The 18,032-nt window shown below is 58.7% G+C and carries 10 protein-coding genes, 1 tRNA gene and 1 pseudogene; 8 read left to right on the forward strand and 4 right to left on the reverse strand.

The annotated features are described in order from the left end of the window. The first annotated feature begins 253 nt into the window (after positions 1–253). The gene (locus HMPREF2928_RS04705) at positions 254–2,188 is read left to right on the forward strand and encodes an ATP-dependent helicase (protein WP_070687501.1); all 1,935 of its coding nucleotides are present in this window, start codon (positions 254–256) and stop codon (positions 2,186–2,188) included. Continuing rightward, positions 2,172–2,804, forward strand: coding sequence for a M48 metallopeptidase family protein (locus HMPREF2928_RS04710; RefSeq protein ID WP_083311379.1), 633 nt, complete (start codon positions 2,172–2,174; stop codon positions 2,802–2,804). The genes HMPREF2928_RS04705 and HMPREF2928_RS04710 overlap by 17 nt, the downstream gene beginning before the upstream one ends. A gap of 163 nt (positions 2,805–2,967) precedes the next feature. Here the strand turns inward: HMPREF2928_RS04710 and HMPREF2928_RS04715 are convergent, their stop codons facing one another. Then, positions 2,968–4,431 carry a zinc-dependent metalloprotease gene (locus HMPREF2928_RS04715; protein ID WP_070687502.1) on the reverse strand — a complete coding sequence of 488 codons (1,464 nt, stop codon included), beginning with the start codon at positions 4,429–4,431 and terminating at the stop codon, positions 2,968–2,970. Between the two features lie 321 nt (positions 4,432–4,752). On the opposite strand from HMPREF2928_RS04715, the gene HMPREF2928_RS04720 reads away from it, so the two are divergent. The 5 genes from HMPREF2928_RS04720 to HMPREF2928_RS04740 all read left to right on the forward strand — a co-directional run bounded on the left by HMPREF2928_RS04720 (position 4,753) and on the right by HMPREF2928_RS04740 (position 12,383). Beyond that, positions 4,753–5,976: a YlbL family protein gene (locus tag HMPREF2928_RS04720; protein ID WP_070687503.1), complete on the forward strand. Its 1,224-nt coding sequence runs from the start codon at positions 4,753–4,755 to the stop codon at positions 5,974–5,976. Positions 5,977–6,249: 273 nt separating this feature from the next. Next, the gene (locus HMPREF2928_RS04725) at positions 6,250–9,402 is read left to right on the forward strand and encodes a UPF0182 family membrane protein (RefSeq protein ID WP_070687504.1); all 3,153 of its coding nucleotides are present in this window, start codon (positions 6,250–6,252) and stop codon (positions 9,400–9,402) included. Positions 9,403–9,735: 333 nt separating this feature from the next. After that, positions 9,736–9,812: transfer RNA gene (locus HMPREF2928_RS04730), tRNA-Met, on the forward strand. A gap of 643 nt (positions 9,813–10,455) precedes the next feature. Next, a complete protein-coding gene (locus tag HMPREF2928_RS04735) occupies positions 10,456–11,691 on the forward strand; it encodes an IS256 family transposase (RefSeq protein ID WP_070687505.1) in 1,236 nt (411 codons plus the stop codon). A 98-nt stretch (positions 11,692–11,789) separates the two neighbouring features. Beyond that, the gene (locus HMPREF2928_RS04740) at positions 11,790–12,383 is read left to right on the forward strand and encodes a protoglobin domain-containing protein (protein ID WP_005505324.1); all 594 of its coding nucleotides are present in this window, start codon (positions 11,790–11,792) and stop codon (positions 12,381–12,383) included. Between the two features lie 575 nt (positions 12,384–12,958). Here HMPREF2928_RS04740 and HMPREF2928_RS04745 read toward each other — a convergent pair. The 3 genes from HMPREF2928_RS04745 to HMPREF2928_RS09315 all read right to left on the reverse strand — a co-directional run bounded on the left by HMPREF2928_RS04745 (position 12,959) and on the right by HMPREF2928_RS09315 (position 15,215). Beyond that, positions 12,959–13,582 (reverse strand): hypothetical protein, encoded by a 624-nt coding sequence (locus tag HMPREF2928_RS04745; RefSeq protein WP_005505326.1) that lies wholly within the window; start codon positions 13,580–13,582, stop codon positions 12,959–12,961. 726 nt (positions 13,583–14,308) lie between these two features. Next, positions 14,309–14,911: an ABC transporter ATP-binding protein gene (locus HMPREF2928_RS04750; RefSeq protein WP_231840295.1), complete on the reverse strand. Its 603-nt coding sequence runs from the start codon at positions 14,909–14,911 to the stop codon at positions 14,309–14,311. 64 nt (positions 14,912–14,975) lie between these two features. Next, positions 14,976–15,215: a gallidermin/nisin family lantibiotic gene (locus HMPREF2928_RS09315; protein ID WP_005505332.1), complete on the reverse strand. Its 240-nt coding sequence runs from the start codon at positions 15,213–15,215 to the stop codon at positions 14,976–14,978. 1,432 nt (positions 15,216–16,647) lie between these two features. Here HMPREF2928_RS09315 and HMPREF2928_RS04755 point away from each other — a divergent pair. After that, positions 16,648–18,032 (forward strand): annotated as a pseudogene (locus HMPREF2928_RS04755) (S-layer homology domain-containing protein); the annotation flags it as partial.

Here is an 18,032-nt window from a genome sequence, read left to right on the forward strand (position 1 = left end):
ATACTTGTGGATAAGCCTAAACGCTTCCGCCTGCGCTTCTTCCCTCACCTCTATCCGTGCTTCTACTTGCACGCCCCCAGATAGGTAGCGCCTCACGCCCTGAATGAAAGAAGCGACGGCTAAGAAGCCCCGGTGGACTCTGGGAGAATACAATGGAAGACCGGCTATCACCGCCTCGCGCGCCCGCATATCCATATGTCCAGCGCGAGCGCCTGCCGCCTGCCCGTACCGCCCGCCTTACTGATGGAGCATTATGACCGCCACACCTCAGCAGCCTCAGCATATGATCTCCGCAGACGATATTCTTGCCGGGCTTGACCCGGATCAGCGTGCGGTCGCCACCGAGCTGGACGGCCCCATGCGTGTGCTCGCCGGTGCCGGTACCGGTAAGACCCGCGCGATTACGCACCGCATCGCCTACGGTATTGCGATCGGTCGCTACCAGGGCCCGCGCGTACTCGCCCTGACCTTCACCCTGCGTGCTGCGGAGGAGATGCGTACCCGCCTGCACCAGCTGGGTGCGCACGGCGTGCAGGCGCGTACCTTCCACTCGGCGGCGCTGCGTCAGCTGGCGTATTTCTGGCCGCAGGTGGTGGGCGGTACGTTCCCGTCTATCGTGCAGAATAAGGCAGCGCTCATTACGGAGGCGGCGAACCGTCTGCGCATCAGCACGGACCGTTCCCTGCTGCGTGATTTGGCGTCGCTGATTGAGTGGGCGAAGGTTCAGCTGCTCACCCCGGACACCATCATGCAGCGTCTGAGTGAGAAGCAGCTGCCCTCGGCGGTTACCCCGCAGAATATGCAGCGTATTTTCCAGGCGTATGAGGATTTGAAGGATGAACGTAACCTCATCGATTTTGAGGACGTGCTGCTGCTGACCATCGCCATGCTGGAGGAGGACGAGAAGCTCGCGGCGACCGTCCGCAACCAGTACCGCCATTTTGTGGTGGACGAGTACCAGGACGTGTCCCCGTTGCAGCAGCGTCTGTTGGATGTGTGGCTGGGCGGCCGCGACGATATTTGCGTGGTGGGCGACGCCTCCCAGACGATTTACTCTTTTACCGGTGCGACCAGCCGTTACCTGCTGGATTTTGCGCGCCGGTACCGTGGCGCGCACACGGTGAAGCTGACCCGCGACTACCGTTCCCATTCGCAGGTGGTGGAGTTGGCGAACCGCCTGTTGGCGGCGCGTCGTCCGCATCCGGATTCGAGCCCGCATTCGTGGGCGCCGCCGCTGGAGCTGATGTCTCAGCGTGGCCCGGGCGTGGATGTGGAGTGGTTCGGCTATGCCGACGATGAGCAGGAGGCGGCCGGTATTGCTGAGGATATCCGCGACCTGATTGAGAAGGACGGCGTGCCGCCTTCGGAGATTGCGGTGCTGTTCCGCACGAACGCGCAGTCGGCGGCGATTGAGTCTGCGCTGGCTGCCGCCCACATTCCGTACCAGCTGCGCGGCGCGGAGCGTTTCTTTGAGCGCCCCGAGGTCAAGCAGGCGATGCTTGCCCTGCGCGGTTCGGCGAAGTCCACGGACGGTACCGAGGACGTCACCCGCTACACCCGCGATGTTCTCGGCGGCCTCGGCTATAAGGAGGAAGGCCCCCTTTCGGGAGGCGCCACCCGCCAGAAGTGGGAGTCTCTCGCCGCCCTGGTGCACATGGTGGACATGATGGCGCAGCACCGCCAAGAGCAGCTTCAGGAGCACCGCGCGAACCCGCGCCCGGGCGTGCCCGAGCCGCTCCCTTTGACCATGCACGAGGTAGTGGCGACCCTGAACCACCGCAGCGAATTCAACGACGCACCGCAGGTCAACGGCGTAACCCTCGCCTCCCTGCACGCGGCTAAGGGCCTGGAGTGGGATGCCGTGTTCCTGTGCGGCCTGAACGAGGGCCTCATGCCCATCACTTTTGCGACCACCCCGGACGAGGTGGATGAGGAGCGCCGCCTGCTGTACGTGGGCATTACGCGCGCCCGCAAGTACCTGTGGCTAACCTGGACGATGACCCGCACCGTGGGCGGTCGCGGTCAGCGTAAGCGTTCGCGTTTCCTGGATGATATTGATCCGGCGAAGCGCCGCCGCAGGGCTGAGAGCGCCGGCTCCTCGTATAGCCAGGCTCGCTCGACTCAGCCCCGTGCCATGCAGCCCCGCCGTTCGTCGAAGGGAAGAGGAGATTATGGCTCAGCGTTTTAAGCGTGAGATTCTGCCCGCCACCGAGGACCGCCCGCAGATTGAGCTGGTCCGCTCGGCGCGCCGCACCCGCACCATCAGCATGCAGCGTGACGGTGTGGACGAGCACGGCAACCCCGCCTACCGCCTGCTCATTCCCGCCGCGAGCACGAGTGAAGAGATTGACGAGCATATTGCCCGCCTGTTGCCGCGCATTCAGCGTCGTGCCGCCCGCCGTGAGCGTGCCACGCAGCTGACGGTCACGGACGAGTATCTGCACTCCCGTGCCCTGCATCTGGCGCAGAAGCACCTGCCGGAGCTGGTTGCCTCGGGCAGGCTCGAGAAGCTGTCGATTCGCTGGGTGAGCAACCAACGTCAGCGCTGGGGCTCGGCAACCTACGCGAACACGCAGATCCGCATCTCCTCGGAGCTACAGGGCGTACCCGAGTACGTGCTGGATTCGGTGATTCACCACGAGCTCTGCCACCTCATCCAGCCGAATCATTCGGCGGCGTTTCGTACCCTGGAGGCGCGCTACCCGCAGCTGCTGCGGGCACAGGCCTACCTGGAGGGGTACGCGCTGGGGCGCTCGCGTGTTGAAGGTGAACGGGGCGAGCGCGGCGAAAACAGCGCCGGCTAAAATCCTGCCAGCTAAAATCCAGCCGGCTAACGCGCTTCCCGAAAATCAAAGAATCAAAAACCAACCGAAACACTCGAGCGGGGGTGGCTTGTACATTCACAAGCCACCCCCGCTCGAGGTGTCAGCTATTTACTTTCGCCGCTCAGCTTTACTTCGCTCAGCTCTACTTCTCTTCGGGCGCGTCGCCGAAGCCGCCGTCCAGCAGCTTCTGCAGCTCCGAGTCGAAGTCCACGTCGTCCAGGCTGATTTCGTTCATGCGTGCATCGTATGCGGTGAAGTCTTCCAGCTCGGCGGGGGTGGGCAGGGTCTCCGGGGTGTCCCAGAGGCCGTCGCGTGCCTCAATGCCGTGGGCGTTTTCGTACCAGCGCCAGAACTGCTGTGCCTCACGCACCAGGCGCGGGCGCAGTTCCAGGCCGACCAGGTTCTCGAAGACCTGCTCGCTGGGGCCGCCGTCGATGCGGCGGCGCGCCATGATTTCGGTCAGCTGCGGTGCCTTGGGTAGGTTGCGGGTCGCGTCCTCGGTTACGACGGATACCCAGCCTTCGATGAGGGCGAGCAGACCCTCCAGGCGCTGTACCGCCAGTTCCTGGTCTTCGGTGCGCTGGGGACTGAACATGCCGCCTTCGAATGCTTCCTGTACGGCGTCGGGGTTGCTCATGTCCACCTGGGATGCGGCGTCCTGCATGCGGTTCATGTCCACGCGAATGCCGCGGGCGTAGCGCGCCACGAGCTGAACCAGGTCTTCGCGCAACCAGGGGTTTGCCTTGTGCAGACGGATCAGCGCGGATTCACGCACAGCAAGGTAGAGCAGGACCTCCTGCGGGGGCACCTCGATGCTGTCGGCGAGCTGCTGGTAGCCGTTGGGCAGCAGCGCGGAGGAGCCGGGCGCGAGGGGGAAGCCCACGTCGGTGGAGGAGTACACCTCACCGGCGAGCTGCGCGAGTGCCTGCGCCATCTGCGCACCAAAAATCACGGAACCAATGTTGTTCAAGAAGCCGCTGTTGAGAATCTGCGAGATCTCTTCGGGCACGTCTTCGGGTGCGCCGGGCATGACCATGGACTGGGTGACTTCGGCTGCGACCGGCTCGACCATTTCGCGCCAGGAGTCGAAGGAATGCTCCACCCATTCCGCCTTGGACCACGCCTGCACCGGGTAGTTGTGGCGCTCAATGATAGTCACCGCGTCCAGCCAGAGGTCGGCGAGGTTCGCCGCGTCTTCTACGGCGCGCTTGAGGTTTTCGGGTACGGAGGGGTCTTCACCCATGGAGGCGAGCATCTGGCGGGTCTGGTTCTTCACGCTATCCCAGTTCACACCGCTGGGGCTGTCGGATGCGCCCGCGCCGGAGAACATCGCCTGCACCTGCGCGAACATGCTCTGCATCATGGCGGGGTCAAAGCTCATGCCCATGTTCTTCAGGTCTTCGGGGTCGATGCTGATGCCGAAGGGGTTCTGGCCGCCTTCTCCGAAGAGCGCGCTGAAGGGGTTCTGCGCGTTGGAGGAGGCGCCCTTGCCGCCCTGGCCGGTTGCCCCAGCGGAGGGGTCGAAGCCCTGCTCCTGCATCTTCTTAATGAATTCTTCGAGGGGGTCGCGCTCGTTGGAGGCGCCGCCGGTGGGGTTCTCAGACATGTAGAAGCCTTTCGTAATCCGGGGGTGGGCGCAGCTGGCCCGCTCGCTGTCCAGCCTACCGATTTTTGCTGAGAATTTCCCGTGCCATTGCTGTGGAAGCGGGTTAATCAGCTAAGGGCTCACAAGCTTGTCTTTGGGGCCGGGGTTTGGGAGTTTTTTCGTGCCGCTGTCACCGTGCGGTGCTGATAAAGCGCGGTGCGGGTCGGAACGTAAACGCCTCCTGGTTGCTCTATTTTTAGCGGGGTGACGGTGCCCGCCTGCGTGTTGTCACAGTGCCCGCCCGCGTGTTGAAAAGCAGGTTTATCCGGTACTGTAGAAACCATGACTAAGTCCACCCCTGATGCTGAGCAACAGTCGAACGCCGCCTCCGCGAGCGTGAAGAGTAATGAGAAGGCGGCTAAGCGCCGTTCGCGTTTTGCGCCGCGCCGCGTGAACTTGCGTTCGGTGAGCGCTGTGGCGACGTGCGCCCTGCTGGCTGGTGCTTTTGTTCTGCCCAGTTCCTATGTGAAGGAGGGCCCCGGCCCGCTCTTTGATGTGCTCGGAACGTACCAGGAGAAGGACGTCATTGAGGTTTCTGGCGCGCCCAGCTATAAGACGTTCGGCAAGATGAACATGACCACGGTGTCGGTTTCGGGCGGCCCGTACACGGAGCTGTCCGGCGCGGAGGCGTTCTACGGCTGGTTGGCGTTTGACGGTAACCGCAGCCTCGTGGTGCCGACCGATGCCCTGTACCCGCACGTGAGCCATGAGCAGGCGACGGCGGCGACCGGCGCGCAGATGGCTGATTCGCAGACTCAGGCGAAGGTCGCGGCGATGCGCCAGCTGAAGATGGCGGTAACTGAGAAGGTTCAGGTGCTTTCCACGGTGGAGGGTTCCCCGGCGGCGAGCGCGCTGAAGGCTGATGACCGCATCGTGAAGGTGGGGGAGAAGCAGATTGAGACCCTTACCGATGTTCCGAAGGCGGTAAACGCCTCGAACGGTTCGCCGATTGACGTGACCGTGGAACGTGGCGGCAAGCAGCAGACGTTTAAGCTGACCCCGGTTCGTGCCAGTGACGATAGCCGCTGGATTCTGGGCGCGGGTTTGAAGCAGAGCTATGACCTGCCGGCACACGTGCAGTACAACCTGGACGGTGTGGGCGGCCCGAGTGCCGGTCTGATGCTGGCGCTGGGCACGGTCGATAAGCTGAGCGAGGGTACCCTGCTCGCCGATGAGGACGCCGGAGGCGATCCGTACCGCAGCTACATTTCGGGTACCGGAACGATTGATGCGAACGGTAAGGTCGGCGCAATTGGCGGTATCAAGTACAAGATTTTGGCGACGGGCCGTTACGGTGCGCGTTATTTCTTGGCGCCGAAGGAGAACTGCGATTCGATTGTGAAGATGCAGGCGCAGGACCCCGACCTGTTCAACTACTATCACGCCGGTCAGGTGAGCGGCACGATGGTGGTTGTGCCGGTGTCGACCCTGGATGAGGCGGTGAAGACGGTGGAGGCGATTAAGTCCGGCACCCCGGATGATTCCCTGCCCCGCTGCGGCTCCTAACGTAACGTTTCTCTCCGCGAGGTTCTAACCCGTATAACGTAGAAGTCAGCCCCGGTACTTTACGGTACCGGGGCTGTTCTGCACCCTATTCTCTGTCCTCGTCTGCGTCTCCGTAATCCTCGCCAGCACCTCTCACCTCAGCATTTCGCGTCCCAAAACCTCTCAACCCGGTCATATTTCGCCCCGAGCTTCTACGAGGTTCTGCCCTTCTGCGTGACCTCTGAGATACTTAAAGGCAGTTATTTTCTCTGAACGTATGATGAGCGAGGAATTGTGTCTGAGTCGACCAATAGCACCGCGCATCCCAAGCCGAAGAAGTCAACGCCCAAGCGCCGTAGCCCCTTGCGGGTGACGATTGCTGTGGTGGCGGTGCTCATTGCTGCTTTTGTGGGTGCGTCCCAGGTGTACACGGACTGGCTGTGGTTTGATCAGCTGGGTTATAGCACCGTGTTCACCACCCAGATTTTGTTGAAGGCGGCCGTGTTTGTGGTGGCTGCCGTGGTGATTGCTGTGCCGCTGTGGGCTTCGATGTCCTATGCGGTCCGTCATGCTGATGTGGCGCCGGCGTCCGAGAAGAAGCCGCAGGAGGCGCCGAAGCCGGACCAGAGCGTGCCGACGAGCGGTACGGATGCTGCCGAGCAGATGCTGCGTGACGTGTTTGGTCAGCAGCGTGCTGAGGAGAGCATGCGCCGCTACCACGAGAGTGTGGATAAGGCGCGTAAGGTTCTGCTGATTGCGGTTCCGCTGCTGTTGGGTCTGTTCATTGCTTCGGCGACGATGACTCAGTGGAGCACCGTCGCGCTGTTCTTCAATCAGCAGTCCTTCGGTAAGACTGACCCGGAGTTCGGTCTGGATTACGGGTTCTTCCTGTTTGCGTTGCCGTTCTTCCGCATGGTGGTGACTCTGCTGACCTCCGCTGTGGTGCTGTCGGCGCTCGCGGGCGTGTTCATGCACTACTTCTACGGCGGTATTAAGGTGCAGCCTGGCGGTGTGAGTACTACCGTGGCGTTCCGTCGTCACGCTGCGATTGTGGCGGCTGCGTTCTTGCTGACTCGTGCGGTGAGCTTCTGGTTGGATCGTTATTCGTCGACTCAGCAGCAGGTGGGTCGCTGGGCTGGCGCCATGTACACGGACGTGAATTCGTCGATTCCGGTGAACGCTATTTTGGCGATTTCTGCTCTGCTGGTGGCTGTTATGTTCGTGGTGGCGGCTTCGATGAATCGTTGGCGTCTGCCGCTGATTAGCACCGCGATGCTGGTGGTTGTTGCTCTGGTTGCTGGCGGCCTGTACCCGTGGATTGTTCAGCGTTTCCAGGTGGTTCCGAATGAGCAGGGTGCTCAGTCGAAGTTCATTCAGCGCAATATTGATGCGACCCGTTACGCGTACGGTCTGGACAAGATTGAGACCACCCCGTATGACGCGACGATTGATACTCGTGCGGGTGCGTTGAGCTCTTCGAGTGCGACCATTGCGAATATTCGTCTGTTGGATCCGAATGTTGTGTCTTCGGCGTTTGCGCAGATGCAGCAGTTCCGCCCGTACTACCGTTTTGATTCGCAGCTGGCGGTGGACCGCTATGCGGTGGGTAATACCACGCAGGATACGGTGTTGGCGGCTCGTGAGCTGAACCCGGCGCAGACGAACGGTGATTCTTGGTATAACCGCCACGTGGTGTACACCCACGGTTACGGCGTGATTGCCGCCTACGGTAATCAGGTGGATTCTGCGGGTAACCCGAAGTTCCTGCAGTCCGGCATTAAGGCGACCGGTACCCTGAGCGAGGATTATGAGCCGCGTATTTACTTTGGCATGAGCTCGCCGGAGTATTCGATTGTGGGCGGTAAGGGCGACACCCTGGAGTTGGACCGTCCGCTCTCTGCTGAGGAAACCAACACCTCCGATGCGAAGTACACTTTCGCCGGTTATGGTGGTCCTCGCGTTGATTCGCTGCTGGCTCGTCTGTCCTACGCGATTAAGTTCCAGTCCTCTGACATTCTGCTTTCGGACGCGGTGCGTGAGGGTTCGCAGATTCTGTACGAACGCAACCCGCTCGATCGTGTGCGTAAGGTGGCGCCGTACCTGAGCGTGGATTCTAAGCCGTACCCGGCGATTGTGAATAACCGCGTGCAGTGGATTGTGGATGCTTACACTACGAGCGATCAGTTCCCCTACGCGCAGGGTAGCTCCCAGGATGCGGCAACCGCTGCGGGTGCTCAGCGTTCTAACTCGGTGAACTACATCCGTAACTCGGTGAAGGCTACTGTGGATGCGTATGACGGTTCGGTGACCCTGTACGCGTGGGATGAGGAAGATCCGGTGCTGAAGGCGTGGCAGGGCGTTTTCCCTGGCACGGTGAAGAGCTACCGTGAGATGAACGCTTCGCTGATGAGCCACGTGCGTTACCCGACTGACATGTTCAATATTCAGCGCACCATGCTGAACAAGTACCACGTGACGAATGCGAATAGCTTCTACGCCGGTGACGATGTTTGGTCGATTCCGAACGACCCGACCAATGATCGTAACCAGCCGATTTCGCCCTACTACCTGTCCCTGCAGATGCCCGGGGATTCTCGTGCGCACTTCTCGTTGACGACTACGTTCATTCCTCAGCAGAGCGATTCGAACTCTCGTAACGTGATGTATGGCTTCCTTGCGGCTAATGGTGATGCCGGTACCGGTAAGGACGGCGAGCGTAGCCCCGATTACGGCAAGTTGCGTCTGCTGGAGTTGCCGCGTTCTTCGGTGGTTCCTGGTCCGGGTCAGGCTCAGAACATTTTCAACTCTGATGCTGAGGTGTCGAACCAGCTGAACCTGCTGCGCCGCGGTTCGTCTGAGGTTATTAACGGCAATATGCTGACTCTGCCGGTGGGCGGCGGCATGCTGTACGTTCAGCCGGTGTACGTGCAGTCGAGCGGTGACGCTAAGTACCCGCGTCTGCAGCGTGTGTTGGTGAGCTTCGGCGATAAGGTCGGTTTCGCTCCGACTCTGGAGGAGGCGCTGAACCAGGTGTTCGGTGGCTCTTCGGGTGCGAAGCTGGACGGTTCGGCGGCTAGCCCCTCGGCTTCTGCCTCTGGCTCCTCTGGTACTTCTGGTTCTTCGGGCGCTTCGACCGGCGGTTCGTCGGCTTCGCAGTCTTCGGAGCTGAAGCAGGCTCTGACGGATGCCTCGAAGGCGATGACCGATGCTGATGCGGCAATGAAGAAGGGCGACTGGGCTGCCTACGGTGAGGCTCAGAAGCGTCTGGAAGCAGCCGTGAAGAAGGCTCTGGAGGCTGAGGAGGCGCAGAGCGCGGCTTCCGCTAAGGCTTCGGCAGCGCCCAGTGCCTCTGCGGCTCCGAGCGCCTCTGCAGCTCCCAGTGCCGCGGCTTCTGCAAGCGCCCCCGCAAGCGCGAAGCCCAGCGCCAGCGCCTCGGCTTCTCGCTAAGACTAAGAGGCTAAGCCTAAGAGACAGCGGGGGAGTAGCCCATACCGGATGCTCACGGGTCTAGCGTCCTCGCTCTAGATCCGGGGCCTGCACTGGATACGGCTCCTACCGACTAGCTCTAGCGGTCTCTGCGGGAACGGGGTGGAAGTGATTCACTTCCACCCCGTTCCTGTATGTTCTACCCCTGGCACTGCCCCGTAGCCCCTATTCCTACCCAACTGCTTTCTACCCAACTGCTTTCTACCCAACAGCCCCTATTTTTGTGTGCTTGGTTACAAATCGCGTTTTTGGCTTGCATGCCCGGTTTGGGGTCTGTATAGTTGTATGAGTCGCCGCGGGGTGGAGCAGTTCGGTAGCTCGCCGGGCTCATAACCCGGAGGTCGCAGGTTCAAATCCTGTCCCCGCAACCAGAAAAACCCGGTATCTCAACGAAAAGTCGCTGAGATACCGGGTTTTGTTTTGCCCTGACGAGACCGAATCCCTATGTTATTCCCTACCTTTCAGCCAAACTCAGGCCCGTCGTCGAGGTGGGGGGAGGGGGGACTATCACCCAACATCGAGGACTATCATCCAACGCCCCTTCGGGGCGTATGACTATCTTCGCTCGTGCATGATCTCGTGGGAGGGAGGTTGCAGAGGAGGATTTTCACCGCCTAATCGGCGTTGATACCGGCTGTTTACCGCCTGAAAATGCAAAAGCGGTATAGCATTTTCCCTCGTATCTCAACCGAATCCCAACCCTTTACCGCCTTCACCGCCTAAAACCGAAAACTTTTATATATACACACGCATATGTAGGAAGATGAACACTCGCGTGTACACTTTTTAGAAATTAGGCGGTAGAGGCGGCAACACACCATGTTTTGACTGATATACCAACGTTTTCGATATACCGCTTAGCCTCAAACAGGCGGTAACTAAGCGGTGAAAGAGTAGCGTCCCGCATAGTGGTGTAACCGTGGGTGGTCGGCCCGTTTGATATGGGTGCGGTCACCGTGTGATCCTTCGAGAAAGCTCTCTACTTCTGACTCGAAACGATTTGGAGGCACAACGATGACCGCTCCTCATATTATCGACCCTGCTGGCCTGCTTGGCGAGGCGTTATCCCAGGCGTCCCCAGATTTGATGCGTTCCCTGCTCCAGCACGTGATTAACGCGTTGCTCTCAGCGGACGCTGACACCGTGTGCGGGGCCCAGTGGGGCCAACAAGACCCGCAGCGCCAGGCCCAGCGCAATGGGTATCGCCACCGGCCCCTGGATACCAGGGTCGGCACCATTGACGTGGCGATCCCCAAGCTACGCTCAGGCACCTACTTTCCAGAGTGGCTGTTGCAGCGCCGCAAACGCTCCGAAAACGCCTTGATCACAGTGGTCGCTGACTGCTACCTAGCAGGAGTATCCACACGCCGCATGGACAAGCTCGTCAAAACCCTGGGGATCACAGGACTATCGAAGTCCCAGGTCTCACGTATGGCAGCCGACCTGGACGAACACGTGGACGAGTTCCGCCATCGCCCCCTCGACGACGCTGGGCCTTTCACGTTCGTCGCCGCTGACGCACTGACCATGAAGGTGCGCGAAGGAGGACGCGTCGTCTCGTGTGCGGTCCTGGTTGCCACCGGAGTCAACAATGACGGACACCGCGAAGTGCTGGGGGTGCGCGTATCTACCAGTGAGACCGCTCCAGCCTGGAAGGAGTTCTTCGCCGACCTGGTCGCCCGAGGCCTGACCGGCGTGCGCCTGGTCACCAGCGACGCGCATCTGGGCCTGGTCGAAGCCATCGCAGCGAACCTACCCGGAGCCACCTGGCAACGATGCCGCACCCACTACGCCGCGAATCTCATGTCCGTCACCCCCAAAGCGCTATGGCCCGCCGTCAAAGCGATGCTGCACTCGGTGTACGACCAACCCGACGCCGCCTCAGTCAACGCTCAATACGACCGGCTCTTGGACTACGTGAACGACAAGCTCCCCGCCGTGTGTGATCACCTCGATCAAGCCAGGGCAGACGTCCTCGCGTTCGCGTCCTTCCCCACCGGGGTGTGGACCCAGATCTGGTCCAACAACCCCAACGAACGCCTCAACCGCGAAATCCGCCGCCGCACCGACACCGTGGGAATCTTCCCCAACCGACAAGCAATCATCCGCCTAGTCGGAGCCGTCCTCGCCGAACAAAACGACGAATGGGCCGAAGGCCGACGCTACCTCAGCCTCGACATCCTCACCAAATCACGACTCACACCCCAACCCACCGGGCAGGAGGAACCCCCACTCCAACTCAGCGCATAACCCACCCCGAAGGACACAAAACGATTACACCACTCCACAGGACTTGACCTGAGCAAGAGCACGTTCTACAATTGACGCATAAGTTCAAGGGGGTTCGCATGACCGCTTACGACCACTCGTCGGGGTACACCTACGGCACCGATGCCGTCCCCACGTCTCCGCTCACACTCGAGGATCTACGCCAGATTGAGGCCGCCGCGCACGTCCAGCCCGGTGACGCAGAGCTGCTCGCGCGAGCAGAACCCATCCTGGCGCCGCATGCCATGGAAATGGTCGACACGTGGCGCGGGATTTTGGCTCAAAAGACCTACCTGGCAGCACATTCCGCGCATCCGGATGGACAGCCGAACCCCGAGTACGCGCAGGCGTCAAAGCCCCGATTCGCCCAGTGGATCATCGACATGTGCACGCGCGAGCGGGATCAGGCGTGGTTGGACTACCAGTACCTGATCGGAGCTCGACACATGACCGCGGCGAAGAACGCGGCGGATGGGGCGGACTCGACGCCATTCGTGCCTCTGCGCTACGTGCTCGCCTTCATCGCGCCGACTGTGGAGGTCGGGCACCGTCTCCTGGCGGAGGGCTTCGAGGGCGCAGAACTGGACGCTGTCCGTGACGCGTGGACTCGCGCTGTGACTGTCGCCGTGACAGTGTGGGCGTATGCCTACCGCGATCACCCCGAGCAATTCTGATCCGGCGCTCGCCACCTACGACTCCCCCATCGGCCGCCTCACGCTTGATAGCGGTGTATTCGTCTTTCGCACTCTCTGACTGCTCTCCCTGGAAGCCTCAGTGGCTTCCAGGGAGAGCTTTCTTTCTGGGTTATAGGACACTACGTGTTGCTGGTTGGGTGACTTTTCGGCTTTCTGGTGCGGGAAAGTCACTCTTTCAGTTGGTCGTGTTTGCCTCGTTCCTGTGAATACTGCATCGTGCTCTGTGTGTGGCTGCCCCATGATCCGTCACGGTAAGAAGTCAACAGGAGGTCCTTTGAAGATCGCGGTGGTAGAAGTCCGCTCATCATCAAGGACCTCGACCTCTACCCACAACCCCCGACCAATACCTGGTCACCCACACTCAACTCGGAAGAGCCGGAAATAGCCTTCGTGATAGCGGAATAAAACGAAGGTGTGGAACTTGCAAGGACCGATCTCAAACTGGGATTCGATAGAACAGTTTAGCAAACGCTGACTTCGCTTTGCCGTCACTTGGAAACCTATCCGTTGGAAGTGCAGCTATCCTCACATACGCTTTTCCAAGTGAAGTATAGCTATGCACGTTTCACCGACGTTAGTAAAAACCCCGAACTTATCGCAGCCAACAGAAACCCGGTAGAAAATATATAGGAGCCAAAGGTGGCGCCTTTTAAAATCCAAGTCGTGGGAACGACAGCAAACAAGATCGGTGAGTTCGCAAAATCACCTGTGCTAATCGGAAGACCTGCCACCACAAAAAAGATGATAACAATCCATGAAACTAATGAAGTAGTCCAAAGCCGAAGCGCAAAACAGGCCAGAGTTAGCACAACCGAAGAGAAAACAAGTACTAAAGCAGTATGACTCGACAGTCGCTCATTAACAAGCTCGCCAATGATAGAGACATAAAGCAGACTCAAACAAAGGTTAACTACTTGTGCGAGAAGCAGCGATTTAGCAATGAACCGGAGCAGAACTTTATCGTGAATACTAAACGAGACGTACGAGGCAGGGACCTTAGCATGCGACAAAGCTAGACCTGCCGTGGCAATTGGGAGCATGATGAGTAACGCGGATTGCGCTACGGCAATGGTATTTCCATAACGGAGAAACAGCAGCGGAAGAACTAGTGCACCGAGATAAGCGATCGTGACCCAACGAATGATTGCAATTCGCTCGATAGAACACAAAGACTTCATTTTCTTACTGCTCCTTTACTTCGAAACCTAGCCACAAGAACATAGGTAATAATTAGGATTGGTACCGGGATAAGCGCAGAGAAACCGAAATTTGATTGCTCCTGGATATCTACGAACGAGATTGCGGTACCATTGAGATTCAGCCCTACGGAGTGGAGGGCGTTTGATATGTATGGGGTAGCATTGTCAGCTAGGTTACCGGGTAGCACTATCCAGAAGTACAGAAGAACACCTGAAATTACCGCGGCAGTCGGAGGTTTTGAGAGACTTTCTAATGTCGAGTAGATCAGAGCAATTAGTATACTTTGGAAGGTAAGAAAGCAAAGCAGGGTTGCTAGCCCAGAGTGCATTTTCGAACCAGACAAAACCATTGTTAGATCGAATAGCAGCACACTAAGTAGGTTTACAAGAACTATTGAAAGTGTTCGACAGATGGTGCGTAGGACGCTAGGCAACCAGGCAATGTATACCTGCTGAGGCAAACCCCCGTAGTGGACCTTGGAAACCCTAGCATCAAGTATAAAGAGTAATGCGAGGGAAATTAGTGGCTGCGTTCCAGTAAAGAAGAAGCTGTATCCCCCTGTTATTGGAGTTCCGCTTGCCTCACTTGAAATCCATGCACCGAGGAATAGTGACGCCATTGAGCCCAAGATAGCCGCGAGAAAATACCAGATGTTCCAATAGTAAGTAAGCAAAGCACGGATAGCTGAAGTAATTCGCATGGTCCTACCCCCGGTGATATAGGTCCGCGAGATTCACGCCGTTGAGGTCGGGGATATGCAAAGCTTTGCCGTTACGAACTACGACACACTCATCCGGGACGCCTTGAATCTCATGGAGGAGGTGCGTTGATATTACAACGCAGTTCCCTTCGTCCCGATAACGACGAAGCGTCGCAGACAAGGAGATCATGCCATCTGGATCCAAACCATTCTGTGGCTCATCAAGGAACAAAAATCTTGGTCTAGATAATAAAGCAAGACAAAGCTCCAGCCGTTCCTTCATGCCGGTCGAGTAGTCCTTGGCTTTCCGCCCGTGGGCAGCGCGGACGATGCCCACACTATCCAAGGCCGACTCAGGATCAACATCCAGACCCCAGAATGCCGCGACGACCTGTACATTTTGTTTACCGCTCAGATACGGAAAGTAGCTTGGATGGTCGATTGCAGCTGACATTTCGCTAATGTCTGTCTGATCGTATCTAATGTGGCCACTTATTGGTTTTATCCGACCAAGGAGCGTTTTCATTAAGGTGGTTTTACCTGCCCCATTTGGTCCAAGGAGGCAGATTATCCTGCCAGTATTTAGCTGCAAGTTAATGCCGCTCACTACTGGGGAATTCTTGTACCCAACCGACAAATCAGTTACCGATATAGCTGGCATGGCCTACCTTTCAAAGAAAACGGCCCTGGAGGTAAGGCCTAGGATGCCTTCCCTCCAGGGCCGACTGCTGCGACAAAGCTACTAACCACTTGCAGCCAACAGAGATGCCGCAGCCGTTAGCACACTGGGCAGTGAAGCATGCAATGCCACCCGTCGGGCACCCAGGGGCGCACAGGAACTTCGAGGTGATGTGAGGACAAACAGCTTCCTCAACCTCTTCAACACGGGTGTCAAGGTCAACGGTGACCACGACTTCTCCAAGCTCTCAGAATCTGAACATATTCAGGTAACAGAAAGTTACCCGCACTGCTATGATACAACGATGCAAGATTAGTAGGGGCAACTTTCAGAATGTTCAGGTCGCAGGTTCAAATCCTGTCCCCGCAACGGATAACTCCCGATAGCTTAGCTATCGGGAGTTTTTTTATTCCCTAAAACCCGTACTCCCGCCGACCTGTCTCCTTCTGCTGTCCTCCCGTCACCTTCCGACCGCCGGTCTGCCTTCTTTCGCCACCTTCCTGCACCTTTCCTGTCGGCGACCTGTCTTCATTTGCCGCCTACTTTTCTTCTTCTTGTGCTACCTTTCTGCCGCCTGCTGGGCGGCTTTCTTTATATCTCCTGCCTCTCCGTATCTCCTGCCTTCTGTAATCTGCGGAGGGGGTCTTCTGAACCTTGTCGGGGCGGTGCTTCGGGGAGACTGATGGGGGGCAGCCTGCTGCCCCTTCCGGGGTGCTTGAGGTGGATCTTTCGGCCTCTCGAAACCCCTCTTGAAACCTCCTCACGGAATTTCATAGAACCGTCGTGAAAGTACCCTGGACTGGTTTCGGAACGTCTCCCGATGCGTCTTTCGAGGTATTCCTCAGTCCGTCTATCGGGGCTTCAAGCGGGTGTGCCCATGGGGGTGGTGGAGTCACTTCCGAGCGGTTGCTGGAGGGTGGTTACGCCTTCTTGAGACGCTGCTTTTGAGCTCCTTGAAAGGGGATCTGAAAGGGGTCCTGAAGGGGGCTCTGGGGCGGGTCTCAAGAGCGTGATGAGGGGTCCGATAGGATGCCTGGGTGGGGGAGTGGCGAGGGGGCTGTTTTTGCCTCAAAGTGCATTCTCAAAGTGGAATATGCGAAAGGTGTCTATATTCCGGGCTTGGAAATCACCCGTTCTGCCCCGGAATTCCGCGGTTTTTGGAAGAAAATGGTCTTCGAGTGCAACAATTCACTCTGAAAGTGATTGTAGTCACATATAAAACATTCAAGTTAATTGTAGAGTTTTTTGAAACTCTTTCAAAAAACGCTCAAAAACCCCGGAAAATCAAGGAAAAATAGCCCATTCAACCTCTACTTGAGGGTGATTCAAGTTAAACTAGAAGCTTAGAAAAAGCTCTTGTTAAGATTGAATCTTGTTCGATACCCAAAAATAGCCCCAAAAAACCGCTGGAAAAGGCTTTTTGACCTGGTAGCTTTGAGTACGTGGTCACCGCGGTCCGCCGCGTAGCTCTCCGAAATGAATACTGCACCCCTCCATCACACGAGGAAACCCCCGCAACACACACGGGACGGTTACTGGACTTGCTCCATGCGGCATCACATTCGCAGGCCGACCGCCTATAGGCTTCTCACCTATAGACCACCTATCACTCAACCACTCTCGGGCGTCCGCGCCCCACGAAACACCAACAACGAGGACAACCCATGGCACTTCGCCCCCGCACCGTTAAGGCTGGCTCTCTCGCAGCCATCGCCGTACCCTCCGTGCTCGGTAGCACCCTGGTAGCACCCGCTTCCGCATTCGCACCCGTCGTTCAGGACATCCCCGGCGCAGCTACCCAGGCTCCGAAGTCCCTGTTCACCTCCACCGTGCAGCCCACCCTCTCGCAGGTTGCTGTGCAGATCCGCCAGCAGGCAGAACAGGCAAAGCAGACTCAGCAGGCTCCCGCAACGACCGCGGTTCAGCCCATCCAGAAGACCTACACTGCCCAGGCAACTCAGCAGACAACCCCCTCGGCTACCTTCCAGTCCGCACAGGCGGCTCAGCCTTCCGCTCAGCCCACCCTGGCACAGGTTGCACAGACCCCCGCAGCTACCCAGGCTCCCGCAGCTACCCAGAGCGCTGCAACCCCTGCCGCGCAGCCCGCGCAGACCGCACAGGCTACTCAGGCGGCATCCGGTGTGGCAGCAACCCGCACCAACCAGACTTTCCTGTCCTACACCTCCCCGGCTGGTACCACCTCGCAGTACCACGTCTACGCTGAGGGCGTGGACTTCTCCAAGCCCGTTGGCGTGGTCTTCTACTTCGACGGCGACTACTGGCGTAACGACCAGTCCAAGGTCTACGACCCCTCCGGTGAGCTGGCTCAGATGGCTGCATCCGCAGCGGCACAGAACATGCTGTTCGTGCCCGTCATCTCCCCGGACACCAACCGTTACGATGCTGGCGTGACCTGGTGGGAAAACATGGACCGTAACGGCGAGTTCTTCCGCTCCTTCGCTTCCTCCTTCATCGCGGCTAACGGCGTGGACTCCTCCAACGTGTGGACCATGGGCTACTCCGGTGGCGCTGAGTTCATCACCTACGAGCTGAACACTAAGCCCCAGACCTGGCGCAATGGCGGCGGCTCCATTATGGTCGCTGGCGGCGGCCTGGACGAGGGCACCCCCTCGGATGCGCTGAAGTCCCAGCCCATGTTCTGGTACGCAAACTCGAACGACGGCTCCGGCGAGACCTACCCGCAGACCTGGAGCGCACGAGGCGCCGTTGAGGGCGGCTACAACGCCTACCGCAACGCCGGCTACACCAACGCTTCCGCGACCGTTCTGAACGGTTCGGGCCACTTCGACTACAACTTCTCGCAGATTCTGAGCAACTCGCTCTCCAAGGGCAAGGCAACCGCCGCTCCCAGGGTCGAGCAGAAGACCGAACAGAAGGCTGAGCAGAAGCAGCAGAACACTCAGCGTGCCCGCACCATGAGCTCCGCAACCTACCAGAGCTACACCTCCCCGGCGGGCACCACCTCCCAGTACCACGTGTACGCGAACAACCTGGACTACTCCAAGCCCGTTGGCGTGGTCTTCTACTT

The sequence above is a fragment of the Rothia sp. HMSC072B04 genome (assembly GCF_001813725.1).
Taxonomy (GTDB): Bacteria; Actinomycetota; Actinomycetes; order Actinomycetales; family Micrococcaceae; genus Rothia; species Rothia mucilaginosa.